We start from the raw sequence: 24935 nt of genomic DNA, 5'->3' as shown, positions 1-24935 counted from the left end.
GGACTCGCTAACGCTGCGCTATCGCCTTTGGCGTCTCCCCTTGGGAGAAGACCGCGCTGGCTCCCCTTAAAAAGGGGGGAACCGGAAGAATCAAAGTCCCCCTTAAAAAGGGGAGCCACTGCGGTCTTGGGGTCTCCCCAAGTGAAGCAAGTGGCGTGGATTTAGGGGGATCTAAAACGTTTTGCTACTGACCAGAGGACTTTTAAAACAACCTCTTAAACAGCATCCAATACGGTTCGGTTAAGACTAAAAATAAAAATGTGTAGGTTGGGTTGAGCGTAAGCGAAACCCAACAAAGAGAAAGAAAATGCATCTATCGAGGTAAATAATCCTTCTTAGTTAGAAAAAATTAAAGGAGAAAAATATGTCATTACATCAAGAATCCCAACAACCTTTAGTTAGCGTTATTATTCCCACCTATAGTCGTCCAGAGTATCTCAAGCAAGCGATCGCTAGTGCTATTAAACAAACTTATCAAAATATCGAAATTATTGTTTGTGATAATTGTAGTCCAGAAAATCCCCAAGCACTCGTGGCATCTTTTGCTGATTCACGCATCCGATTTTGGCGACATCAGCAAAATGTCGGTATGTTAGCTAATCAGCAACATGGTTTCAAGATGGCGCGAGGTAAGTATGTTGCTAGTCTCCATGACGATGATATCTGGAATGAAGATTTTTTAGCCAAGCTTGTACCACCACTAGAAGCAAATTCGGAGTTAATTCTCGCTTTTTGTGACCAGTATATTATAGATGCTAATAGCATAATTAATCATGCTGGGACTGAAGCAAATACACGCGGTTATAAGCGGGACAAATTGGCAAAAGGAATTCATCAACCTTTTTACAAAATTGGATTGGTAGATAAAAGCATACCCACTGCGGCATCTTGTGTGATTCGTAATAATCTTGTGGATTGGGATAGTATTCCCTTGGAAGCTGGCGGGATGTGGGATTTATATTTAACTTACCTCTGCTCTATATCTGGTCGTGGTGCTTACTATTATCCCGAAAGATTGACGCGATATCGTGCCCATGAGCAAGCTGATACCATGCTCAGTGGTAGTCGAGATGTCCAGGCAAAAATCCGCAAGGCTAAAAGCGAAATGTTTTGTTATCAAGTCTTTATGGAAGACTCTTGTTTACAGGAATTTCGGACTTACTTTCAACATAAATGGTTAGAAGCTAATACTACTTTGGGCATTGGTTTGTTGCGAAGTGAACAGATAGCGGCAGCACGTGCTTATTTTTGGCAAGCGCTGAATAAACAAAAATTTAATGTGCGAACTATAGCGGCACTTAGTCTGAGTTTTACTCCGCGAGTTTTGGCTCATAATTTAATAGGAATATCTAAATAATAGAGCAAGTACATCTAAGTTGGGGAATTGATTTTTTCAACTAACCACAGAGACGCAGAGGACACAGAGAGAATAAAAATAATGTGATTTTTAAGGTTTTTGCGTGTAGCTTTGATGATTAAGGAAGGTAGTGGATGAAACTTTGTATTGTTACTCATAAAATCAAAAAAGGTGATGGGCAAGGTCGGGTAAATTATGAGGTTGTTAATGAAGCAATTCGTCGTGGTCATGAGTTGACATTATTAGCTAGTGAAGTTGCACCGGAATTAGAAGATAGTAGCCAAGTTAATTGGATTAAAATTCCAGTCAAAGGCTATCCTACAGAATTGGTGCGGAATTTTATATTTGCTCAAAAAAGTGCAGATTGGTTGCGAAAATATCGCTCTGAGATTGATTTGGTTAAAGTCAATGGAGCAATTAATCTGGCTGCGGCTGATGTGAATGCGGTACATTTTGTCCATAGTTCATGGTTGCGATCGCCTGTTCATATTTCCCGCAATCGCCGCGATTTGTATGGTTTGTACCAGTGGCTATTTACGGCTTTTAATGCCCGTTGGGAAAAACAGGCTTTCCAAAAAGCGCAGGTTGTGGTAGCTGTATCCCAAAAGGTAGCGCAGGAATTAGTTAACATTGGTGTGCCGCGTTCTCGGATTCGCGTAATTGTCAATGGCGTAGACTTAGAAGAATTTACCCCTGGCCAAAGCGATCGCCAAAAATTAGGTTTACCGGAGAATGTCAACCTAGCGCTGTTCGCCGGAGACATCCGCACACCTAGAAAGAATTTAGATACAGTGTTGCACGCCTTGGTGAAAGTTCCCAATTTACATCTGGCGGTGGTGGGTCATATCGAAGGTAGTCCTTTCCCTCAACTAGCGGCTTCCTTGGGGTTAAGTGAACGGGTGCATTTTGTCGGATATCGACGTGACATTGCCGAAATTATGCGAGCAGTAGATTTATTTGTTTTTCCTTCCCGATACGAAGCTTGCACTCTCGTATTGTTAGAAGCACTTTCTTCAGGATTACCAGTAATTACTGCCACAGCTACCGGAGGTGCAGAGTTGGTGACACCAGAATGTGGCATCGTCTTACCGGACTCAGATGATATCGATGGTTTGAGTACGGCGCTAATGTCTTTCGTAAGCCCAGACGCAGAGCGGCTTGTGGGCAGACATCGCGCCCTAATGCAACAGATGGGTCAAGCAGCTCGCTCTGTGGCAGAACAATATAGCTGGACTACTATGGCACAAACTTATGTGGATCTATTTGAGGAGTTAAGCAAGAATGCGGAACACTGTTCTCATACCGACTTATCGCCGTCCACAAGACCTCTCACGCTGCCTTTTGGCGCTACAGGAGCAAATTAAACCTGTTGATCAGGTAATAGTGGTTGTCCGCGATACGGATGCACAAACTTGGCAATTTCTTGCCCAATACACAGCGCACAATTTGCCACTGCATACTGTGAAAGTCACACAACCCGGAGTAGTAGCAGCCCTCAACGCTGGATTAGCAGCAGTGCAAGGCGATATTGTTTCCATTACTGATGATGATGCCGCACCCCACCCGGATTGGTTAGAGCGCATCGCCGCTTACTTTACCTGTGATAGTCACCTCGGTGGACTTGGTGGGCGTGATTGGATACACCACGGCAGCAAATTAGAAGACGAATCCCGCCCAGTAGTGGGACAGTTGCAGTGGTTTGGGCGAGTCATTGGCAACCATCACCTGGGAGTGGGAGAACCGCGTGAAGTCGATATTCTCAAGGGCGTAAACATGAGTTTTCGTACCCAAGCAATCGGACAATTGCGCTTTGATGAGCGGATGCGTGGTACTGGAGCGCAGGTACATTTTGAAATGGCATTTACTCTGGCATTAAAGCGGGCTGGTTGGAAGATAATTTATGATCCTAATGTTGCTGTAGATCACTATCCAGCCCAACGTTTTGATGAAGATCAACGAAATAATTTTAATGAAGTTGCCTTTATTAATTTAGTCCATAATGAAACCTTAGTTTTGTTAGAGCATCTGCCATTTATCCGCCGGATTGTATTTTTGTTCTGGGCAGTATTCGTGGGTACGTGCGATAGTTTGGGCTTAGTACAATGGCTGAGATTTTTACCCAGCCAAGGGCAATTGGCAGGTAAAAAATTGCTAGCATCCTGGCGTGGGCGTTGGCAGGGATATAAACAATTCGTAATTCGTAATTCAATTTATTCTTAGCTGTAGAGGATTGATTCAGTAATCAAAAACCTAACCCCCCAGCCCCCTTCCCTACAAGGGAAGGGGGAGCAAAACTCCCCTCTCCTCCTAGGAGAGGGGTTGGGGGAGAGGTTCTTCCAGGATTACTCAATTGGTGTTCTAGTTGCCAGACTGGAACCTGGAAACGACTTGGTAAATCCAAAATCCAAAATTGAATGACTTCTAAGCAGATACTTTTCAATAGTTTTTTACAAGAAAACTATTCTCCCGAAGAGCGATCGCAACAGGGTTGGATGGCGATCGCCGGGTTTATATTACTAACTGTAGTTTGCTATTTTGCCGGTGCTACTGCCGCATTGCGCCTAATTTACCCGGTGACAGCTTTAGCAGTAGCCGTGTTTTTATACTTGCGGCATCCCATTCTCTACATCAGCTTTACCTGGTGGATCTGGTTTATCACGCCCTTAGCTACCCGTTTAGTTGACTATCGGATAGGCTGGGACGCTACCCGGCAAATGCTCATAGCACCCTACTTGGTGGTGTTTGTAACTATAGCAACTTTCTTGCGGCACTTTCCCCGCGCCTCTCGCCAAGGGGGTTTACCGTTTGTTTTGGCTTTTATTGGAGTTTTCTATGGATTTCTAATTGGTCTGATTTATAATCCACCTATTCCTGTAGCACGCGGATTGATGGATTGGCTTAGTCCGATCATCTTCGCTTTTCACTTGTTTATAAACTGGCGAGATTATCCCAGCTATCGCCAGAATATTCAGCGAACATTCCTCTGGTCTGTGTTGATTTTAGGAACTTATGGCGTATATCAATTTGTAGTAGCACCTGAGTGGGATAGGTATTGGCTCATCCAATCAAAACTATTCATGAGTTCTGGAAACCCTGTACCTTTCGGGATGCGCGTCTGGAGTACATTGCACTCAGTCGGCCCCTTTGGTTCGGTCATGCAAGCGGGGTTGCTGTTGTTATTTACCAGTTCAGGAAGTTTAATTTTTCCGGCTTCAGCTGTTGGTTACTTGTCCTTCTTGTTGACCCAAGCACGTACTAATTGGGGAGGCTGGTTATTAGGAATAATTATGATTATGGGTTCAGTCAGAGCCAGAATTAAAATACGCTTAATTACCATAATTGTGGTGATGGCAATTTGTGTTGTACCATTGACAACCATCGAGCCAATTGCTGGGGTTGTAGCAGCCCGTTTGGAAACATTTTCTAATCTTGAAGAAGATAACAGTTTTAAAGATAGATCGGGAAGTTACGACAAAAACCTTGGTTTAGCCCTTTCTAATGGTCTAGGTAACGGCTTAGGAAATATTTGGAAAGTCAACGAAAAAACTGGTCAAATTGAAGTTGTGGTGATTGATAGTGGCATTTTAGATATGTTTTTCACCCTGGGTTGGTTTGGAGCAATTTTTTATATGGGTGGATTAATTTTTTTAATTATTAGTGTCAGCAATTATGGTGAAGGTCGTTTTGATAGTTTTATCAGTGCTGCCCGCGCTATTGGAATCAGTTCTTCTGCACAGCTAATTATCGGTAGCGGTATGTTGAGCGTGGCAGGGATGATTCTTTGGGGATTTTTAGCTATGGCTATGGCAGGACATAAATACTATCAACATCAAAATAATTCATTAAGTAGTCATTAGTTATTTGTCATTTGTCATTTGTTATTAATAGGAGTCCTATATTATGAAAGTAATTATTGTAATGCCACTAGCCGAGCAACGAGGCGGTGGTGAAATGATGCTTTGGGATTTGGTACAGCAAGGACGTAATGCGGGTGTTGAGTGGTTGGTGATCTTTTTGGAAGACGGCCCGATGGTCGAACAAGTAAAGTCCCTTGGCATTGATGCGCGAGTTGTAGAAAGTGGACGTTTACGCCAAATCCACCGTTTTATTACTGCTGTTTTTCGGATTGCTGCGATCGCTCGCCGCGAAGGTGCAGATATAATTGTCAATTGGATGTGGATCACACATATATCTGGAGGTTTGGCGGCAATGCTGGCGGGCTTGCCTGCTGTGTGGTATCAACTAGAAGTACCTAGTGATAAGACTTGGTTGGTACGAATCGCTACTTTAATCCCCGCGCGGGCAATTATCACCCTCTCTCAAGATGGCAAGCAAGCACAGGCAGAAATTTGGCCCCACAGACCAACACCCTTAGTTTATCCTGGTGTCGCACTAGACCGATTTGAGCCTAATGCTTTACCCTCTTCTGAGGAAGCACGACGGAAGTTGGGCTTACCTTTACACGGGCCGTTGATTGGAATTGTTGGACGATTGCAACGATGGAAGGGAATGCACGTACTGGTGCAAGCGATGCCCAAAATTTTACAGAAGTATCCCGATGCTCATTGTGTAGTAGTTGGCGGTAAGCACGATTTAGAACCGGACTATGAGGACTTCTTAAAAGCAGAAATTGCCGCATTAGACTTGAAAGACCAAGTAATTATGGCTGGACTACAGCGTAATATCCCCGAGTGGGTGCAAGGGATGGATGTATTTGTTCATGCATCAGATAAAGAACCCTTTGGGATTGTAATTATTGAGGCGATGGCGTTGGGTAAACCTGTGATTGCTGGTAATGCAGGCGGGCCGACAGAGATTATTACCGATGGCATGAATGGACTATTAACACCTTACGGCGATGCCGATAAATTAGCGATCGCAATTCTCCGCTATCTTGACGAGCAAGAATTTGCCCAGAGTGCGGGAGTAGCCGCCAGACAACGTGCCCTCGATTTTTCAACGCAGAATTATGCTCACAATTTTATTAATGCGATTCGTTCTGTAATGCCAAGGGTTTCTTAAATTACACCGGTAATTATAGCGCTTCTCGATTGAGTGCAATACAGACCTAACCCCCAGCCCCTTCCCTACAAGGGAAGGGGAGTAAGATTAAAACAATTCGCTTTTTCGCCCATGACGCTCCTACGTCGCTAACGCTGCGAAGAGAGCAATTACGTTTTGTGACGGGGATTTAGATTTAGGCGTTCAATTCGGGCTGCCTATATTGCTGGGGACTTAAACCCCAAACTTAGTTCAAAGCCTCTCTCCTTTTAGGAGAGAGGTTTGGAGAGAGGTCAAAGTGTATCGTATCCAAACGAGAACCGCTATAGTAAAGGGGACAGATGACATTCGCTTGCTGCGAAGCACCCATCCCCGAATAGCTGCCCAGATGATTAACCTGGAATCTATAGTCCGGTATCTAATCATCACAGTATGGGCCGAGATATGTCGATTGTCACTGGGATAGATACTGATTTAGAAGACAATACACTTGGGCTAAAACTCTTAGGACTTACGCAATAACTCTCTGAAACTCTTATTCCTTTGTGACGGCAGTCGCTCATGGGGGAAACCCCCAAGACCGCGCTGCCTCTCCTTTGCGCCCTACCCTGCGGGAAGCCGCTTTGCGTCTATGCGGTTCGTTTTTCATTATTTTGCGTAAGTCCTAACTCTTTGTTAAAGTCAATTTTTTTAACGAACCGCCTTCGCGCAGCGTCTCGTAAGAGTTGGACGCAAAGAAAGAGAAGAAAAGACATAGGAGTGAAAATGAATGTAGAGACGTAGCAGTGCTACGTCTTTACAAGGGTTCTGGGTAACGCATATTTAATTTCACCAGATGTCTATTGCATTAGGTCTGTATTCCACGCAATTGAGAACCGCCCCCCATCGCCAACAGCGCTGTCCCGTAAGCAGCTTCTGTATAGACTGATGCTATTACAGGCACTTTTAGATAACGCCCCCTAATGGCAGTCCAAGTATCATTCGCCGCACCACCGCCAGCTGTATAAACACGGCTCAACTTGTCTGCGCCCATTGTTTGTAATAATTCATACCCTCGCGCTTCTATGCGGGCAATACTTTCTAATAACCCATGTAGAAATTCCACTGGATGATCTGGGCGTGGTTCCAATCGTGGGGATAGGTTGGGATCATTAATCGGAAAGCGATCGCCTGCTTTCAATAATGGATAATAATCTAACTTGCTGGCTTTTGATACATCAATCTCCCGGCTCAGGCTTTCTAACTCAACCTTTGTGAAAAATTGCTTCAGTACTGCACCACCAGTATTAGAAGCACCACCAGTCAGCCACAAATCACCCAAACGATGGCTGTAAATCCCATATCTGGCATCTTCTACACGGGTACGACTTAATAACTTTAGTACCAACGTTGAACCAAGGGAAGTCACGGCTTCACCAGGTAACTTTGCCCCACTGGCAAGAAAAGCGGCAATACTATCGGTTGTACCTGCACATACCACACAATCACGGCGTAAACCGAACTTATGGGCAATTTCAGGAAGCAATTCGGCAATCTGAGTTCCAGGAGTTAAAACTTTCGGTAGCTGAATCGGTATTTGCAGCTTTTCTAGCCATTCTGGGTATTTCAACTCTTCCACGTCATAACCCAGCTTTAAAGCATTATGGTAATCGCTAATAGCCAACTGACCATGTAAGAGAAACGCCAGCCAATCTGCTTGATGCAGGAAATATGTAGCTTCACTAAAAGAGGGTAATTGCCTCATCCACAAAAGTTTGGCCAAGCTGGAGGTGGCACTGACTACGGTATGATTAGGGGGTGCTAGACTTCTCAAATGCTCTAGGACAGATGATCCCCGCCCATCGTTATACAGCAATGGTGCATCTGTTGGATTGCCCGCAGCATCGACCAGCAAGACCGTGGAAGAAGTCCCATTAATTGCGATCGCTTTAATTTTTCGCCGCAATTGGTCAGGTATTTGTTCCACCAGCACAAACAAAGCCTCCTGCCAAATTTTTGGCGTAGCGGCGGCTGGTGAGTCCTGGAAGGCATATCGCATCTCAGCCTGGATACAACAAGCTTCCTCCTCAATCACCACACCGCGTGCGCCAGATGTGCCGAAGTCGATACCCAAATACAAATTCATATTTTTAACGCGATGTGCAAGTTATTCTTAAAACCCCACTTCCATTCCTCTCACCGAAACGGTGAGAGGCTTTGATTCTTACTCCCCAACGCTGGTAGGGAAGGGGTTGGGGGTTAGGTTTGAGAGTAAAGTTGCACATGGCGTTATTCTTATAAATTTTTTTAAAGGAGAATAACTCAGGACTACTGATTAACAACTGCTTTTGTTGCATCTTGTAACAAGATATTCCACAATTTTGGCAAAACAAGGAAAAGTAGTAAACGAACTGTTCAAAATCTATTCATGTTAGGAGGTTTTCAGCCATGCCTATCTTAGATACTCTGTACATCGCTCAGATATCTTCCATCTCAGATACACAAGTCTACATCGCTCTAGTTGTGGCGCTGATCCCAGGAGTTCTTGCTTGGCGATTAGCCACAGAACTTTACAAATAACCCTACGATGTGACACAGTTGAAAAGCTAATAATCCTGGCAGTACAGGGTGCAATTTCCAGAAGCTTGTGGCTTTATGCCACAAGCAGTTAGAAACCTTGCACTTACGTAAGCCAGGTTATTTTTTAACTATTACAACACTTGTGGCTATTTCCAAAAAATGAAGTAATATGACAGCTAAATCAAGCATTCAAGAGCGCTGAGTGCCCAGGAGGACGTAATGAGTAATAAGTAGTACTTTTGAATCTTCCCACTCAACACTATAAGCCCAGCTACTCGGAACTCATTTGATGCAGAGTGCGATCGCTTTTTTACTCAGCACGGGCTAAACGCTCCGCTCACAGCACTAAAAACTCAGCACTCTTGATAGTGCTTCCCTTCACTAAGCGAGGTTATTTTTTAGCATCATGAACGCGATTCAACCCTCCAGACCCCCGTTACAACCTATACAAAAACGCCGGGTCATTCCTCGACCAAAGCGGCATCTTCGTCAACGTTCTTACCAGATGATGGCACTGGAAAGCACAGCTAAAATAGCGGTTAATCTGGTCATTACAGCCGTTGCAACATCTGCCTTAGCACAACTTTTGCCTTATCACTGGTTACAACAAGCAAAGTTGCAAGAAATGAATACTGAAGTCAAGTTGATGGAAGGACACGTCAATGGTTTGCAGGCAGAACTTAACCGTAACTTCGATCCACAACAAGCTAAAAGGATTAGACAACAACAAGGATACCGATTTGATCCCAGCCAACGTCAGATCGTGTTGATGAATCAGGATCGTAGAGAAGATGAACAAACACAGTCATCACCCTAAAATAAATAGCAAGTTTGCAATTATTTAGATCTAATAATTTATTTTGAATTTTGAATCCTCCATAAGGACTAAGTAAGTCGGCAAGAATAAACGAAACTATATTACGAAAGGTAAATACACCTTAAACCCTGATAAATGATAAATGACAAATGACAAATACTTCGACTTCGCTCAGTACAAATGACAAAGGACAAAGGACAAATGACAAATGACAAATGACAAATGACAGCCTTAGCCAGTTAGCTTTATTTGCGTCACTCTACTTAATCTACCAATTAGGACACTGTTGAGATAGCAACTCGTTTAGCCAATTTTCGAGTTGTAAACGCAAGCGAGAACCAGTAATATCATGATTGTTGTCGAGAGAGGGCAGTTGAGTGAGAGCGCGACGATAATCCGCGATCGCACAATTCCAATCCCCCCAAAGATGGTAAGTCCTGCCGCGTTCAGCCCAGATATGACCTTCTAGTTGACCCAAAAGCAGTGCGACTTCAAAATTATCAATTGCCTCCTCATATTGCCCCAAGTCACGCCAGGTAATGCCTCGGTTAATCCACGCCCGCACATGGCGAGGATTCAAATTAATCGCTTGATCGTAGTCAGCAAGTGCTGCTGCCAATTCTCCACAAGCAGCGTAGTAATTTGCCCGGTTATTATAAGCACTAGCCAAATAGGGATTAAGTTTGAGGGCGGTGTTATAGTCGGAAAGAGCTTTTTGCCTTTCACCACTTTGAAAATAAATTAATCCCCGGTTGTTGTAATCAACAGCATTGTGGGGATGGCGGAAGATTAGTTGGCTTAAAAGTGCGATCGCCTCAGTATATTCTCCTTGTTGAGCCAACTTCAAAGCAAAAGGGCGTAAGTGGCTATCCTCTAAAGTAGATTTGCTGCGATCGCTTTTCCTCCGCTCTTGAACTTTATTTGTAGTATTTAAAACATACTTATCTTTTTTGCTTTGCTGGTTATCGTCAGCTAAAAATGGGTGAATATTCATCTTTTTTGCCTAAAATCTCTGCTTCTTGAAATAAAGGTCGATCTGTTTAACTCTAGTGGTTTTACCAAGTTGTTTATTAATAACGTAGTCATAGTTACTTGAAAGCTATCTCAAGACTGAATTTTAACTACTCACATCAGTAGAAATCTATGCTCTAAATAAACAATTGCTTCTCAAACCTAATCATGGATACTTGATCCCGAAGGTGAATTCCAGAAATAGCAGATTTTAATCTCAAAGACTAGTGAAGTAGTGACAGCGACAAATTGGTAGAATGCCAACAAGCCGTTCGTTAAAGAGGGGATGAGGGAGATGTGGTTCGACTTCGCTCACCAACCGGGGGATGAGGGAGCAGGGGAGAGGTTGGAGTAAGTTTTTGCCCTCTGCCTCTTGTGCCCAATGCCCACTTGCCCTGAGCGTACCCCTGCTCTTAAGCAAGCTACGCGTAGCGTCTCCAAGAGTTGTCGAACGCGAGTGCGATCGCACCAGAAGGGATGCCCCATGTCCAATGCCCTAGATTTAATTTTTAACTTTTGAGAAATTTCGCGATGACAACTGCAATTTCCTATCCCAATGCCACTGATTTAGCAAGTGATGACTACATTGTTATCGGCTTGGCAACCTGCTTCGTTAAAGAAGATGGAGAAGTTTATCAAATCGAAGTTATAGAACCGATTCCCTCTGCGGCTTTGGAAGCGCTGTTAAAGGGCATTCCTACCTCCTATAAGCTGGCTCATGCCACAACTTTGGGATCTGTGCTGGATGGCGATTCACAACTAGTGCCAGATGGCTTCCCAGAGTCGGCTCAGTTTGGAGAGGAATTTGTGCCACGGGCATTTGCAGCCGCTCGTACCTACAAGCGTCGTGAATCTGCAAAATCTCTGATTCCTTTAGGTACAAACTACACTGAATTTAAATATTCCATTGAGCGAAAGCGAGTGTTAAACGCCGCTAGAGTTGTCACCAAAGAAGACAATATTAAACAGCACTCTCACACTCACAAAGTTCTTTAAGTAATTATGCTCAAACTTTCCGGTGGCGCTCGTAGTCGAGCGTCAATTGTTCACTGGTATTTAGAAGAATTAGGAATTCCCTACGAGTTCTTCAAGCTTGATATGCAAGCGGGTGAACACCTCAAGCCTGAGTATTTAGCAATCAATCCATTTGGCAAAGTTCCAGCCATTGTTGATGGGAATTTTCAGCTTTGGGAATCTGGGGCAATTTTGCTGTATCTTGCTGATAAGTACAGTAAGACTCCACTTTCACCAGAGGAACGTGCTGTATTCTCCCAATGGGTGTTGTTTGCCAATGCTACCCTTGGGACAGGGATTTTTGTAGAAGCAAGTCGGGAGCGAGAAACTCCCCGCTTGTTGACTCCCTTAAATGAAATTTTCAGTAAGCAACCTTTTTTACTTGGCAATGAGTTTACTGTTGCTGATGTAGCAGTGGGATCTATTTTGAATTACATTCCCATAATGCTAAAGCTAGACCTCAGTTCCTACCCAGCTGTGTTGAACTATATCAAGCAATTATCTGAGCGTCCGGCATTTCAAAGGAGTATTGGCGGACGGGCGTGAACTACTCCAACCTAAGACGGACGGAGCTTCCCAATTCATCGGGAATAGCCTCTAGGACTTCGTAGTACTAGAAAGTCTGACATTCCCTCCAAGGGCAGGAGTCCTGGTTCCCAAGACCCAAATCTTTCTCTTGCAACATATACCTATTAGCTTGGTTTTCGCTTATGGCATTGATGGTCAAGATAGGATATATTTTACCAGAAAATCCTGGGGATTCGTCATCCATCCAGAACTTGTTTTTACTTGAGTTTTAAATCAATTCCAGATGTAATCCTCAACCCCCGCTCCCTATCCCCACCTTATGAGTACATTAAAGGTGGGGACTTGGGCGACACGTTAAAATAATTCGTAATGACGCTCCTGCGTCGCTACCGCTACGAAGACAGTAATTCGTAATTGAATGCGTCACCACGAATTACGAATCTGTTAACGATAATTTGTAAATTGTAAAGCAACTGGGTAGTCTTCTTGTTTCAGGCGCTGCATGACAACTTGCAAGTCATCTTTCGATTTGGCAGAAACCCGGACAGCATCCCCTTGAATTGAGGCTTGTACCTTTTTGAACTCGTCACGAATCAATTTGGAAATTTGTTTGGCGATTTCCTGACTGATGCCTTTTTTGAGTTTGATTTCTTGACGCACGCGATTACCACTGGCTGATTCAATGTTGCCAAAATCAAAGATTTTCTGAGATAGATTACGCTTGGCAGCTTTTTCCCGCAGAATATCATGTACAGAATTTAAGGTAAACTCGCTGTCAGTACTAACGTTAATGCTTTCTTCGACTAACTCGACAGTAGTTTGAGTGTCTTTGAGGTCGTAACGACCTTTGATGTCTCGGATAACTTGATCGACAGCGTTAACCAACTCTTGTCGGTCAAAGTCGCTCACAACGTCAAAGGAAAAAGTAGAAGCCATAAAACATTTTGGATTTTAGATTTTAGATTTTGGATTGGTGATTGGGTGTTGGATATCTGGAATATAGGGAAAACTTTTCCCCAGTCCCCAGTCCCAAGTCCCCAATCTCCAGTCTTCATGCCCCAATTAACTACTAGTTTGGATAATGCTCAGTAAGATGAGAGTGCCACAGCTAAAGATGCCAATGGCGAACATCAGCGATCGCAAAAGGGGTATATTCAAAATATAAAAAATCGAGTATAGGAAACGGGCTGCCACAAAGGCGATCGCAGCTACTTGGGCTGTAAAAGAATTTACACCAGTTACATAAGCCATCAATGCGGCTGCGGCAAATATCATAAAGGCTTCAAAGGTGTTCTGATGTGCCCAAGTAGCTCGTTGGGCATAGGGTGGCAATTGATCAAGCAGAGCGCGAGGAGTAGAAAACATTTCATTTCCAATACGCGCACGGGCATAAGCTACCACCAAAAATGGCACATAAATTAGAACGGCAGCAGCAGCGATCGAGTACAAAAAAATTATCATTACTTATTAGTCGTTGGTTATTAGTCATCAGTCATCAGTCATTAGTCATTAGTCAAATACAAATGACAAAAGACAAATGACAAATGACTAATCAAAGTAGAAAAGCGTCACCAATTTTCTTTGTTCTTCTGCATCCTGACAAGTTTGCAACAGGGTGCGACTGTCGTGAAACGCAAAGCAGATTAGTTGCTGACAACGGGAAACAATCTCCTTGTTGCACAAGTAACTAGCTTCCGCCAGAGACAGATTATCATTACTGGGATTTTCGACTAGATGCATTACCTGTTCTAGTTGCTGGCGCGATTCCAAAGGCTGGCGTTCCAGGCTTTGAGGTAGAATCACCGTCAACAAATTTGCATCAGCCCGGGTTGCTCCCTTGATGGCCGCTGAATTTGTACCTGTAGCACCAGAAGTGATGATTCGATTACCCGATAAAACTAGGGCATATGTCATCATTTCAATAAGATTCTGATGCGTAATCGGTACATGACGAGAACCCAGCAAGGCAATTCTTTTAGAACCCGTTTGCTGGATTGTCGCCAGTTCTTGCGCTAATGTATCGAGGTTAATAAGGTCTGTTGATTGGCTCAAAGATGGAGATAATCAGATTAAACGACCCAGATATTTTACCAAACAGCGTGTAGATGCGAGGAAAACTTGAGTTAAACATTGCTACCAATTTTCAATTGTTTGGTTCAGTAACTCCATTACTTGGTAACACCAGGCTAGCCAATGTGTTTCATAACTAATGCCATTTAGGAGAGTCAAATACTGAAATTTGCCTGCTTCTGGCAGTTCTTGCGGATTCTGAAAGTAAAGCTGTTCTAAGTTATGGTACGTAGACAATTTTTGGAGATGAGCTTTTTGATGATGTTCTAGCTCTGCCAAGATAATTTGCTTAGAAACAATATGACCAGCAAAAATTTTTACCAGTAAGTCATCTTTAATCGGCGTGGGTTCACAAGGTTGAGCAATCCACTCTTTGAGGTGCTGTTCTCCCAAGTCTGTAACACTATAGAGCCTTTTATCTGGCCGTCCGGCTTGAAGAATTGACTCGGAACTGATCCATCCTTGATCTTCTAGCTTCGCCAACTCCCGATAAATCTGCTGGTGACTTGCTGACCAGAAAAAGCCTACAGAGCCATCGAATCGTTTTGCTAAATCATACCCACTACAGGATGCGTCAACCAGAGCCGCTAATATTGCGTGCGCTAATGCCATAATTTTTAATTCACTACTTGACGTATGCAATTAGTTGCATAAAATAATTATATGCAACTAATTGCATATAAACTTAAACAACAAGGAGTCAGAGATGCCTCAAGTAATACCAGGACGATTTACAGCCGAGATTAATGAACCCTTTGTTGTGTTTCTGATTGGGATGCGAATTAATAAATTATTCGCTTTTTCCAAATGGATTCCCACAGCCAGGGCAATGTCGCCCATGCTACGAAGCCTTAATCAGAATCCCGAAAAAGGGTTTTTAGGAGGAGAAAGGTTTATTTACCCGCGAGGGGTAGGACTGATTCAATATTGGCGATCGTTCGAGGATTTAGAGTTTTTTGCGAGAAATCCAGCCGATGCACATTTAAAAGCTTGGCAAAGGTTTAATCAAGCCATTGGTGCTGATGGCAGTGTTGGCATTTGGCACGAAACTTATTTAATAGAACCGGGAAAATATAAGGCGATTTATGGGAATATGCCTGTCTTTGGATTAGCTGCTGCAACTAAGCACATCCCAGTTATGGGGCGGAAGGAAACAGCACGCCGTCCCCTGGGAGGTGACGGCGAACCATCTGTACCCTAGCAACACAGCCTCCTAACTGATAACTGAGCATAGATGCTCTTAATAGTTTGAGTTGATGAATTTAAGACAATGCTGCTGCGGGAGTTAAACCTAGTTTGGATAACAAGCGGTCAATGTCAAAATGCTCAGACATCAACTGGCGAATATACTCAACCTTAATCGGTTCGTGGAGGCGGACTTGCCCAAAAGTGCGGTCAACAATTTCTACAGTGGTGAGGGTGTCTAAGTCAACAGACAAAATGGGGATTTCTAGTTCTTCAGCACGACTGAGAATGAACGGTGGGGGTGGTAGTTGTCCGGTGAGAATTAAACATTGGGTAGAAGTTTCTAAAGCCGCTTGCTGAATTTCCACCCGATCGCCTCCTGTCACCACTGCCATATTCCGACGTTTGCGGAAATATTTCACGGCGGAGTTGACATTCATCGCTCCAATTGCCAGACTTTCTACCAACAAATCCATGCGATCGTTGCGACAGAGAACATCAGCCTTTAACTGTTTGACTAGTTCGCCAACACTCACACTGCGGAGCAAATCGCTGTTTGGCAGCATTGCTAGCACCGGAATACCCTGCTGTTCCAAAAATGGGCGCAAGAGAGTGTCAACCGCTTCTAGTTGGGTTACAGGAATATCATTGATCACAACTCCAATCAAGCGATCGCCTACACGCTGTTTTGCAGTTAATAGGGACTCAACCGAAAGCAACGATTTATAGCGGGCTACTAACAGCACACTAGCATCCAATACTTCAGCCATTTGCAGCAAAGACAAGTCAAACAAATTGCCTTCGGACAAATCACCAGGCCCCTCCAGTAACACCAAATCTCCTTGAGACTTATGTAAATATTGCTGTATTAGGGACTGCTGATAATCAGTTTTGTCTTCCCCCCGCAAGCGCTTTTGCACATTTGGTTCATCCAAAGCCACCATTGTCGGTGCAATGCGGTTTTTTGGCAAATTGAGGCTAAGAGCGATGAACTGGACATCTTCCTCAATTACGGTTCCACTAGACGAATTAAAACACGTACCGAGAGGTTTGCCGTAGGTAATATCCAGAGCTTTTTGCTGTAGCTGATGAGACAAACCCAGAACAGTTGCAGATTTACCGCTGTAAGTCTCGGTTGATCCAATCAGCAAATATTTAGGGGATTTTGGCACACATGCACTCCTAATTTCAAAAGTCAGAAGAACCCAGCTAGGTGTTTCCTAATTCTAGTTCCTTCTGGCAAAAGCCTCTCACTCTGACAAAATTAAGGTTTCCCAGAATTACCTGCTGATTGAACAAGCAGGGGGAAGTTCAAATTTGCGCTACGATATCCCCTATTGCCTTTGTGCAAAGTAGGTCAGGGTTCTCTAGTTGAGTGCCAACCCCATACCCAAAAGCTAGGGGCTTCCACGACCCGATAACTTTGCTCAGGAGTAGTGCAGGTCAAACACATGATCGAAGAATTCAATAGACAGGATGCGCAAAATGTGATTGCGATCGCTAGCCAATTCGCCCAACTGGGGAAGATTACAAACCTTAAAGCTTTTGGAAGTGGTAATATCAACGACACCTTTTTGGTGACCCTAGATTCCTCACAAGAACAACATTTTATTCTGCAACGCATCAACACCCAGGTGTTTCTTCAGCCACAACTGATTATGCAAAATATGCGTATCTTCACGGATCATGTTCACAAACGCTTGCAGCATATATCCCTCAATCGTCGCTGGGAAGTGCCACGTGTACTATTAACCAAAGATGCTCAAGACCACTGGAGGGATGTAGACGGCTCCTTTTGGCGGGCGATTAGCTTTATTGAAGGCTCCCAGTCCTTTGATAGTATGAGCGATCGCTCACACGCAAAAGAAATCGGTTATGCCTTGGGGATGTTCCACAATCTGATCAGCGATTTGCCACCAGAAAAACTTGCTGACACCCTTGAAGGATTCCATATTACACCGCTTTATCTTCAACATTACGAGAAAGTGTTGGCAAAAACTAGTAAGCGTCAATCTTGTGAAGTGAATTATTGCTTGCAGTTTGTTAGCGATCGCCATACCTTTGCCCAGATCTTAGAGAATGCCAAACTTGAAGGCAAATTACCCCTGCGTCTGATGCACGGCGACCCAAAAATCAACAATATCATGTTCGATATTGTTACCCACCAAGCCGTCAGTGTTATAGACCTCGACACTGTTAAACCCGGTCTAGTACATTACGATATTGGTGATTGCCTGCGATCGGGTTGTAATTCTGCTGGAGAAGAAACTGAGAATTGGGAAAGTGTCTATTTCGATACTGATCTGTGCCAGGAAATCCTACAGGGTTATGTCGCTGTGGCAAAGGCATTTCTTACTGAGAACGATTATGCATACATATATGATGCGATTCGTCTGATCACCTTTGAACTAGGACTAAGATTCTTTGCTGATTATTTAGCAGGCAACGTCTACTTTAAAGTTAAGCACCCAGAACATAACTTAGCAAGAGCGATCGTCCAGTTTAAGCTTACCGAAAGTATCGAATTTCAAGAGACACAGATTCGCAACATGATCCAAGACATGAAATGAACGGGCAGACATTTTTCTTGCAATCCTTTCCTTTTTACTCCCCATTTTCGTCGATATATTACTTCTATACTCACTAAATTAAGAGGTTGTTTGGTGTTTTATGGGTTTGGGGGACGAACCGCAGAGGCGCAGAGGGCACAGAGAGAGATTAGGAGAGGATAATGCGTTTGATGCCGTCTTTGAGGAGGGGGACGTTAAAGTTGATGAGAAGGGCTAGGGGGTAATTAGTCATTTTAAGGTAGGAGAGGACTTGAGCTTCGTGGATTGGGGCTAAATTTTGGACAGCTTTCAATTCCACAATTAGACAATTAGCAACCAGAAAATCTAATCTACCCTTACCAACTTCATGTCCTTTGTAATTCACTATTACCCCCTTCTCAACCACATGAGGTATCCCGCACCTGAAAAATTCTATAATTAGCGCCTCCTTATACACCTCCTCCAAAAACCCTGGCCCCAACACCCTATGCACCTCAATCGCCGCCCCAATCACCTCGCCCGTAAGCCGATTCAATTCCTCTCCTACCTCTCTTCCCTTTGCGTTCTCTGCGCCTCTGCGGTTCGTTTCCATCAATCCCCCTCCAACCCTGTGGCAAAATTTATTAAAGTCCTTCCTTAGTTTTCCCGCATGACCGCAACCATTGCCAATCTCCCCAGCCTCTACGACCCCTTTTCCACCGAAGCCAAGTGGCAAAAATTCTGGGAAGACAACCAAGTTTACAAAGCTGACCCCAACAAAGGCGGCGAACCCTACTGCATCGTCATTCCCCCCCCCAATGTCACCGGCAGCTTACACATGGGTCACGCCTTTGAAAGTGCGTTGATTGATACCCTCGTGCGCTACCACCGGATGCAGGGACGCAATACCCTATGGCTACCGGGAACTGACCATGCCAGCATTGCTGTGCATAGTATGCTGGAAAAGCAACTCAAGACAGAGGGTAAGACTCGCTACGAATTGGGGCGCGAAAAATTCCTAGAACGCGCTTGGCAATGGAAGGCGGAGTCTGAGGGAACGATTCTGAATCAGCTGCGACGTTTGGGTGTCTCGGTGGACTGGTCACGGGAAAGGTTTACCCTGGATGAGGGTTTGTCTAAAGCTGTTGTCGAGGCATTTACTCGCCTCTACGAGGAAGGCTTAATTTATCGTGGTGAATATTTAGTTAACTGGTGTCCAGCTTCTCAATCTGCTGTGTCTGATGTAGAAGTGGAAAATCAAGAGGTAAATGGAAATCTCTGGCACTTTCGCTATCCCCTCACCGATGGTTCCGGTTTTGTAGAGGTGGCGACAACTCGACCAGAAACGATGCTGGGTGATACAGCTGTAGCAGTTAATCCCAATGACGATCGCTACAAACATCTCATTGGCAAAACTTTAACTCTGCCCATTGTACAACGAGAAATTCCGATCATTGGCGATGAATTCGTTGACCCCACTTTCGGCACAGGCTGCGTGAAGGTGACTCCCGCCCATGACCAGAATGATTTTGACATGGGTAAGCGTCACAATCTGCCGTTAATCAACATTATGAATAAAGACGGCACTCTCAACGCCAATGCCGGGGAGTTTCAAGGACAAGACCGCTTTGTTGCCAGAAAAAATGTGGTTTCTCGCCTAGAAGCAGATGGCTTTTTGGTGAAGATTGAAGATTATAAGCATACTATTCCCTACAGCGATCGCGGTAAAGTACCTATTGAACCTCTCCTCTCAACTCAATGGTTCGTCAAAATTCGCCCCCTAGCTGACAAGACTCTCGAATTCCTCGACCAGCAAACTTCTCCACAGTTTGTCCCCCAACGCTGGACTAAGGTCTATCGTGATTGGCTAGTAAAACTCAAAGATTGGTGTATCTCTCGCCAATTATGGTGGGGACACCAAATTCCGGCTTGGTACGCTATCAGTGAAACAGGTGGGCAAATTACCGATAACACGCCCTTTGTGGTGGCAAAATCGGAAACTGAAGCTTGGGAGAAAGCTAAGGCACAATTTGGTGAAAATGTCAACTTAGAACAAGACCCAGATGTGCTAGATACTTGGTTTTCTGCTGGACTCTGGCCGTTTTCGACTTTGGGCTGGCCAGAACAAACTCAGGATTTAGCAACTTACTACCCAACGACCACTTTGGTAACAGGCTTTGACATCATTTTTTTCTGGGTAGCCAGAATGACCATGATGGCTGGGTATTTTACGCAGCAAATGCCTTTCCAAACGGTTTACATTCATGGCTTGGTGCTGGATGAAAAAGGCCAGAAGATGTCAAAGACCAAAGGTAATGGCATTGACCCATTGTTACTGATTGACAAATATGGTACTGATGCCTTGCGCTATACCCTAATTAGGGAAGTGGCTGGTGCGGGTCAAGATATCCGCTTGGAGTACGATCGCAAAAAGGATGAATCAGCTTCTGTAGAGGCGTCCCGCAACTTTGCAAATAAGTTGTGGAATGCTGCCCGGTTTGTCATGATGAATTTGGATGGACAGACGCCGCAACAATTGGGGAATCCAGTCGCTATCGAATTGAGCGATCGCTGGATGATCTCGCGGTATCATCAAGTTGTCAAACAAACCACCAATTACATCGATAATTACGGTTTAGGGGAAGCAGCTAAGGGATTGTACGAATTTATTTGGGGAGATTTCTGCGATCAATATATTGAACTGGTAAAATCCAGATTGCAAGCAGATGCCGATCCAGCATCGCGGCGGGTAGCACAGCAAACCCTCGGCTACATATTGGAAGGAATTTTAAAACTGCTTCATCCGTTGATGCCTCATATTACCGAAGAAATTTGGCAAACTCTCACCCAACAACCAGCAGATTCCCCGGAAACTTTGCCATTACAAATCTATCCCCAGGTGGATGCAAATTTAATTAATTCAGTTTTAGAAGAACAGTTTGAATTACTGATTGGTACTATCCGCACAATTCGGAATTTGCGTGCTGAAGCGGATATTAAACCAGGGGTTAAAGTAACAGCGAATTTGCAAACTGAAAGTGAAAAGGAGCGAGAAATTCTCACTGCTGGACAGTCTTATATTAAAGATTTGGCGAAAGTTGAGATTTTAACCATTACTGACAAAGAAAAAAGTCAAACTGTTGCTGCTAAAAAACCTCAGAGGGGTTTGAAGACAATTGGTTTAATGATCGTCGCCATTGTCTTTGCTAGATTAGGTTTAGCTGCGGGAAATGCCATTGATGACATTCCCATCGTCGGAACTTTCTTTGAACTAGTTGGTTTTGGTTACACAGCTTGGTTTGTTAGCCAAAATTTACTCACTGCTGAAGCAAGACAAAGTTTATGGGGACGCTTTTTCCCGCAGAGAGAATTAGAACAACCACAAGAACCAGAAAATGCGATGCCTGACGGCAAGCCGCAAAGCGTCTGTGCTGGTGTAATTGGTACAATACAAGTGCTAATTCCTCTTAGCGGTGTGGTAGATATTGAAGCCGTGCGTGCCAAACTAGAGAAAAGCTTGAGTAAAGCTGAAGTAGAAGTTGAGTCCCTAACTACCAGATTAAACAATCCTAGTTTTGTTGATAGAGCTAGACCCGACGTGGTACAGGGGGCGCGGGATGCTTTAGCAGAAGCACAGAAGCAAGCTGAAATTTTGCGCGATCGCCTGAATGGGTTGTCGTAGGCGATCGTCTCCGTAGCTTAGGATAACTGTAATGGGTCATGGGAATGTCAATAATTCCTAATTACCCATTACCAATTAACAAAATCTAAATATCAATATCAATTTTTTTTATTAATTTTGAATTTTTAATTTTGAATTGGAGCGAAGCGACCCTCATGCTATATCTAGCCCAGGTGCGTAAAAACGATTTTTTAGACCAGTACGAGTTACGCTTATTGGCACGTGAAGAAGCTGATAATTTGTGGGCGATAATTCCAGAAGAGACTCCTATTCTGCTAGGAAAGGGAAAGATCATGAGTGAAAACTTGCTTGTTTTAGTGCAACTTTCCCCAACAGGCGAGATTAAAAGAATAGAAGATGCCGCCAGCTGGGTACTCCATCTGGTACAAAACTACCTCACTATGGGCATTACTCCGGAATTTTTGCACCAAGAAGCCGAGCGAGCAGAAGATTGGCGACGATCCCTGACGTTGCAAAACCAAGACTTAGCACGGCGTTCCTTAGAATTAGAAGCCAGACGTGAACAAATTCAAGCCTTAGAAGAAAGCCTCAAACGCGAGAAAAATGGTTATCCCCAAGATGAGGGATGAGAGGTTAAAAATTATTCTCCCCTACTCTTGTGCGCCCATTAACAGGAATCTTAAAATCAAACTGTATTAGAAACCATTTATAAACCAATACGCTTGGGTTAAGCCGTAAAAATAAATTTGCGTAGGTTGGGGAGCCACTGCGCCCTTGCGGTTCCCCGACTTGAAGCACGTGGCGTTTGAGGAACGAAACCCAACATTTTCGGGCATTTGTTGGGTAACACTAAAGTTCAACCCAACCCAATACGGTTCGGTTAAGCATTTCCTCCTTCTCTCTTCTCTCCGTGTTCTCTGCGCCTCTGTGGTTCGTAAAAAAAAGAGTTTCAGCCCTTTTGTAAACCGTATTGGGGTTGGGGGGATCTTCCGCGCACCATATTTTCATGCCAACAATTGCCGAATTAACTTGGCTACAGCTTTTTGCGTAAAGCGGTTGGCAATTTGTTGACCCAAACGCTGTACATCGGAATTTACCAATAACTGGGCTATTTGGGGCACAAGTTGCATTGGATCAAAGCCCCGTGTTTCTCGGAGAATACCTAATATACGTTTGATATGCTCCAAGGTTTGTTGTTGCTCAACTGTCGCCGCCGGAGTTTCATTAACTGCTGTCAACCCAACGCGTTCCCGCAGTAAATAGGTGAAGTTATGCAAAACATTTTTACCTAAAGCATCGAGTCCGTTAACAGATTCATCTACTAACTTGTCACGAATAAAAGCACCGCGTTCAGATGCCAGAAATTCAATCCCCTGATTCAGCACTAAATTAAAGTCGTAGTCTTGACTATTACGCGCATTTTTTAACAAGTTTTCTAAGCGGTTCCAACGGAATCTACCATCTTTAAATAGCAAATCTTGCAATGATGCTCTTAATTGCGGTGCTGGATCAGTTAACAGGCGTTTAGAAACGTAGGGATAAGCTTCACTGAGAACTTTAAAGTTCGGATCTATAAATATTGCAATACCTTCCAGCGTCACCAGGGAGCGAATAATTAAGGCGTAGTAGGGGGGTACACGGAAAGGATACTCATACATCAAAGCCGATAGTTCATCGGTGATGCTTTTAATATTAAGATCGGCAACACTGGCTCCTTCAGCATCAGCAAAGACTCTCGCAAAAGCTGGGATAATTGGTGTTAAATCGGTTTCTGGTGATAAGAAATCTAACTTAACGTAGTCTTTTGCTAATCCTTCAAAGTCCCGGTTGACAACGTGGACGATCGCTTCAATTAATCCATAACGCTGTGCTGGCTGAATCTCGCTCATCATTCCAAAGTCGAGATAAGCCAATTTACCATCTGGTGTTGCTAATAAATTACCAGGGTGGGGGTCGGCGTGGAAAAATCCGTGTTCTAGCAACTGACGCAACGAACACTGGACACCTACTTCAATTAGGTAACGAGCATCTATGCCTTGGGCGCTAATTTCTTCAGTCTGGGTTAATTTAGTGCCGTTAATCCACTCCATCGTCAAGACGCGGCGATTAGTATATTCCCAGTAAATCTTCGGTACATATATGTCTTTCATGTGACCGTATAACTGGAAAAATCGCTCCGCATTTTCGCCTTCGTGGATGTAATCCATCTCTTCAAAAATGCGATCGCCTAATTCATCGAGAATCCCAACTAAATCACTTCTTACCCGCTTAACCTTTTTCTGCACCCAAGCAGCGAGGTTACGCAATATATACAAGTCAATGGTGATTCCCTCTCTTAAGTCGGGGCGTTGGACTTTAACGGCGACTTCTTCACCAGTTTTTAGCTTGCCTTTATAGACTTGCCCCAATGAAGCCGCAGCAATTGGCTGGGCCGAGAGTTCGGCGTAAACTTCTTTTGGAGGTGCGCCTAGTTCTTCTTTGATAAACTGATAAGCAATTTCGTTGGGAAAAGGCGGTAATTGGTCTTGTAGCTTAGTTAATTCTTCTAGGTATACGGGAGGAACCAGATCTGGTCTGGTGGATAAGGCTTGTCCAATTTTGATGTAAGCAGGCCCCAGTTTAGTCAGCAATACTCGTAATTGAGTGGCTCGGCGGCGGTCATTTTTGACGACAATTCCCCGTTTACTATCCGACCACAACCCAAAAACAAAGGATAGAGCTGGCCCTAACACCGCGAAAATCCGCCGGACAACTTGCACTTTTCTGTTTTGGTAATGCGCCGCTATGCCTACGGGATCGTAAAGCGTCTCCGGTTGGGCTGTTGTCCTGACTTTTTGGGCAGCTAAGAGTCTTGGCGACGTCTGCGACGGGCTATGCCTACGCACAACTAAGCTTTGCGTACCATTTTCTGGCACTATATCAATAACGTCCAGTTCGCCTCGGCCATTTGTGCCGTTGCTACTGTCCTCCTGAATCGGTCGGGAACTAGGGGGAAGTGTCTTAACAATCATGAAGAAGGCCACCAGTCAGAACGATCACGTTAAGTATTGTAACAATATGTTGAGGGATTGGTCATCGGGCAATTCAATTTGGGAGTGAAGTACCCCTTTTTGCTTCGCTGAAAAAGGGGCTTCCAATTTCAACTACAACAACGACGGTTTTATTCGTCTTTTGGGTTTCCCGTCTCAACCGCAGTCGCCTCTACTAGCCATCTAGCTTTTG

The 24935-nt window shown here is 44.1% G+C and carries 23 protein-coding genes; 13 read left to right on the top strand and 10 right to left on the bottom strand.

Annotation, left to right across the window (positions count from 1 at the left end; translation table 11 throughout):
• Positions 1-364 precede the first annotated feature (364 nt).
• The 5 genes from LC605_RS07455 (at position 365) to LC605_RS07435 (ending at position 6379) form a co-directional block, all read left to right on the top strand.
• Positions 365-1357 (top strand): glycosyltransferase family 2 protein, encoded by a 993-nt coding sequence (locus LC605_RS07455; RefSeq protein ID WP_229546923.1) that lies wholly within the window; start codon positions 365-367, stop codon positions 1355-1357.
• Between the two features lie 134 nt (positions 1358-1491).
• Complete coding sequence (locus LC605_RS07450; protein ID WP_229546922.1) at positions 1492-2721, top strand: glycosyltransferase family 4 protein; 1230 nt, start codon at positions 1492-1494, stop codon at positions 2719-2721.
• A complete protein-coding gene (locus tag LC605_RS07445) occupies positions 2639-3577 on the top strand; it encodes a glycosyltransferase family 2 protein (RefSeq protein ID WP_229546921.1) in 939 nt (312 codons plus the stop codon). Before LC605_RS07450 ends, LC605_RS07445 begins: the two co-directional genes overlap by 83 nt.
• Before the next feature lie 194 nt (positions 3578-3771).
• The gene (locus tag LC605_RS07440; protein WP_229546920.1) at positions 3772-5214 is read left to right on the top strand and encodes an O-antigen ligase domain-containing protein; all 1443 of its coding nucleotides are present in this window, start codon (positions 3772-3774) and stop codon (positions 5212-5214) included.
• 43 nt (positions 5215-5257) lie between these two features.
• Positions 5258-6379, top strand: a complete 1122-nt coding sequence (locus LC605_RS07435; RefSeq protein ID WP_229546919.1) for a glycosyltransferase family 4 protein — start codon at positions 5258-5260, stop codon at positions 6377-6379.
• Positions 6380-7205: 826 nt separating this feature from the next.
• Here LC605_RS07435 and LC605_RS07430 read toward each other — a convergent pair.
• Complete coding sequence (locus tag LC605_RS07430) at positions 7206-8483, bottom strand: FGGY-family carbohydrate kinase (protein ID WP_229546918.1); 1278 nt, start codon at positions 8481-8483, stop codon at positions 7206-7208.
• A 344-nt stretch (positions 8484-8827) separates the two neighbouring features.
• Between LC605_RS07430 and psaM the strand changes: the two genes are divergently transcribed.
• Both psaM and LC605_RS07420 read left to right on the top strand, forming a co-directional pair.
• Entirely contained in the window at positions 8828-8917 is a 90-nt protein-coding gene (psaM, locus tag LC605_RS07425) for a photosystem I reaction center subunit XII (protein ID WP_040630342.1), read from the top strand.
• Positions 8918-9323: 406 nt separating this feature from the next.
• Entirely contained in the window at positions 9324-9734 is a 411-nt protein-coding gene (locus tag LC605_RS07420; RefSeq protein WP_229546917.1) for a hypothetical protein, read from the top strand.
• A gap of 268 nt (positions 9735-10002) precedes the next feature.
• On the opposite strand, the gene LC605_RS07415 is transcribed toward LC605_RS07420, so the two are convergent.
• Together LC605_RS07415 and LC605_RS07410 are read right to left on the bottom strand one after the other, a co-directional pair.
• A complete protein-coding gene (locus tag LC605_RS07415; RefSeq protein WP_229546916.1) occupies positions 10003-10728 on the bottom strand; it encodes a tetratricopeptide repeat protein in 726 nt (241 codons plus the stop codon).
• A 329-nt stretch (positions 10729-11057) separates the two neighbouring features.
• Positions 11058-11231, bottom strand: coding sequence for a hypothetical protein (locus LC605_RS07410; RefSeq protein WP_229546914.1), 174 nt, complete (start codon positions 11229-11231; stop codon positions 11058-11060).
• Positions 11232-11276: 45 nt separating this feature from the next.
• Here LC605_RS07410 and LC605_RS07405 point away from each other — a divergent pair, with 45 nt between their 5' ends.
• Both LC605_RS07405 and LC605_RS07400 read left to right on the top strand, forming a co-directional pair.
• Positions 11277-11741: a hypothetical protein gene (locus LC605_RS07405; protein WP_229546913.1), complete on the top strand. Its 465-nt coding sequence runs from the start codon at positions 11277-11279 to the stop codon at positions 11739-11741.
• Positions 11742-11747: 6 nt separating this feature from the next.
• A complete protein-coding gene (locus tag LC605_RS07400) occupies positions 11748-12305 on the top strand; it encodes a glutathione S-transferase family protein (protein ID WP_229546912.1) in 558 nt (185 codons plus the stop codon).
• 426 nt (positions 12306-12731) lie between these two features.
• On the opposite strand, the gene LC605_RS07395 is transcribed toward LC605_RS07400, so the two are convergent.
• The 4 genes from LC605_RS07395 to LC605_RS07380 all read right to left on the bottom strand — a co-directional run bounded on the left by LC605_RS07395 (position 12732) and on the right by LC605_RS07380 (position 14969).
• Positions 12732-13223 carry a YajQ family cyclic di-GMP-binding protein gene (locus tag LC605_RS07395; protein ID WP_229546911.1) on the bottom strand — a complete coding sequence of 164 codons (492 nt, stop codon included), beginning with the start codon at positions 13221-13223 and terminating at the stop codon, positions 12732-12734.
• Between the two features lie 126 nt (positions 13224-13349).
• Entirely contained in the window at positions 13350-13748 is a 399-nt protein-coding gene (locus LC605_RS07390; protein WP_229546910.1) for an MAPEG family protein, read from the bottom strand.
• An 87-nt stretch (positions 13749-13835) separates the two neighbouring features.
• Positions 13836-14339: a DNA recombination-mediator protein A gene (locus LC605_RS07385; RefSeq protein ID WP_194045056.1), complete on the bottom strand. Its 504-nt coding sequence runs from the start codon at positions 14337-14339 to the stop codon at positions 13836-13838.
• A gap of 81 nt (positions 14340-14420) precedes the next feature.
• Positions 14421-14969: a PadR family transcriptional regulator gene (locus tag LC605_RS07380; RefSeq protein ID WP_229546909.1), complete on the bottom strand. Its 549-nt coding sequence runs from the start codon at positions 14967-14969 to the stop codon at positions 14421-14423.
• Between the two features lie 94 nt (positions 14970-15063).
• Here LC605_RS07380 and LC605_RS07375 point away from each other — a divergent pair, with 94 nt between their 5' ends.
• The gene (locus tag LC605_RS07375) at positions 15064-15558 is read left to right on the top strand and encodes a DUF4188 domain-containing protein (protein WP_229546908.1); all 495 of its coding nucleotides are present in this window, start codon (positions 15064-15066) and stop codon (positions 15556-15558) included.
• A 61-nt stretch (positions 15559-15619) separates the two neighbouring features.
• Here the strand turns inward: LC605_RS07375 and LC605_RS07370 are convergent, their stop codons facing one another.
• A complete protein-coding gene (locus LC605_RS07370; protein ID WP_229546907.1) occupies positions 15620-16714 on the bottom strand; it encodes a phosphotransacetylase family protein in 1095 nt (364 codons plus the stop codon).
• Between the two features lie 279 nt (positions 16715-16993).
• Here LC605_RS07370 and LC605_RS07365 point away from each other — a divergent pair, with 279 nt between their 5' ends.
• Positions 16994-18112 (top strand): phosphotransferase enzyme family protein, encoded by a 1119-nt coding sequence (locus LC605_RS07365; protein WP_229546906.1) that lies wholly within the window; start codon positions 16994-16996, stop codon positions 18110-18112.
• 148 nt (positions 18113-18260) lie between these two features.
• Here the strand turns inward: LC605_RS07365 and LC605_RS07360 are convergent, their stop codons facing one another.
• Positions 18261-18683, bottom strand: a complete 423-nt coding sequence (locus LC605_RS07360; RefSeq protein ID WP_229546905.1) for a GxxExxY protein — start codon at positions 18681-18683, stop codon at positions 18261-18263.
• Positions 18684-18740: 57 nt separating this feature from the next.
• Here LC605_RS07360 and LC605_RS07355 point away from each other — a divergent pair, with 57 nt between their 5' ends.
• Positions 18741-21752 (top strand): valine--tRNA ligase, encoded by a 3012-nt coding sequence (locus LC605_RS07355; protein ID WP_229546904.1) that lies wholly within the window; start codon positions 18741-18743, stop codon positions 21750-21752.
• 155 nt (positions 21753-21907) lie between these two features.
• Positions 21908-22342, top strand: a complete 435-nt coding sequence (locus LC605_RS07350; RefSeq protein ID WP_229546903.1) for a hypothetical protein — start codon at positions 21908-21910, stop codon at positions 22340-22342.
• A gap of 375 nt (positions 22343-22717) precedes the next feature.
• Here LC605_RS07350 and LC605_RS07345 read toward each other — a convergent pair whose 3' ends face one another.
• Positions 22718-24724, bottom strand: coding sequence for an AarF/ABC1/UbiB kinase family protein (locus tag LC605_RS07345; protein WP_229546902.1), 2007 nt, complete (start codon positions 24722-24724; stop codon positions 22718-22720).
• Positions 24725-24935 lie beyond the last annotated feature (211 nt).

This window comes from Nostoc sp. CHAB 5836, from assembly GCF_020829445.1.
In the GTDB taxonomy this organism is placed as follows: Bacteria; Cyanobacteriota; Cyanobacteriia; order Cyanobacteriales; family Nostocaceae; genus Nostoc.
Note: the sequence above shows the minus strand (reverse complement) of the source record. Positions and strands in the feature narration are given on the sequence as shown.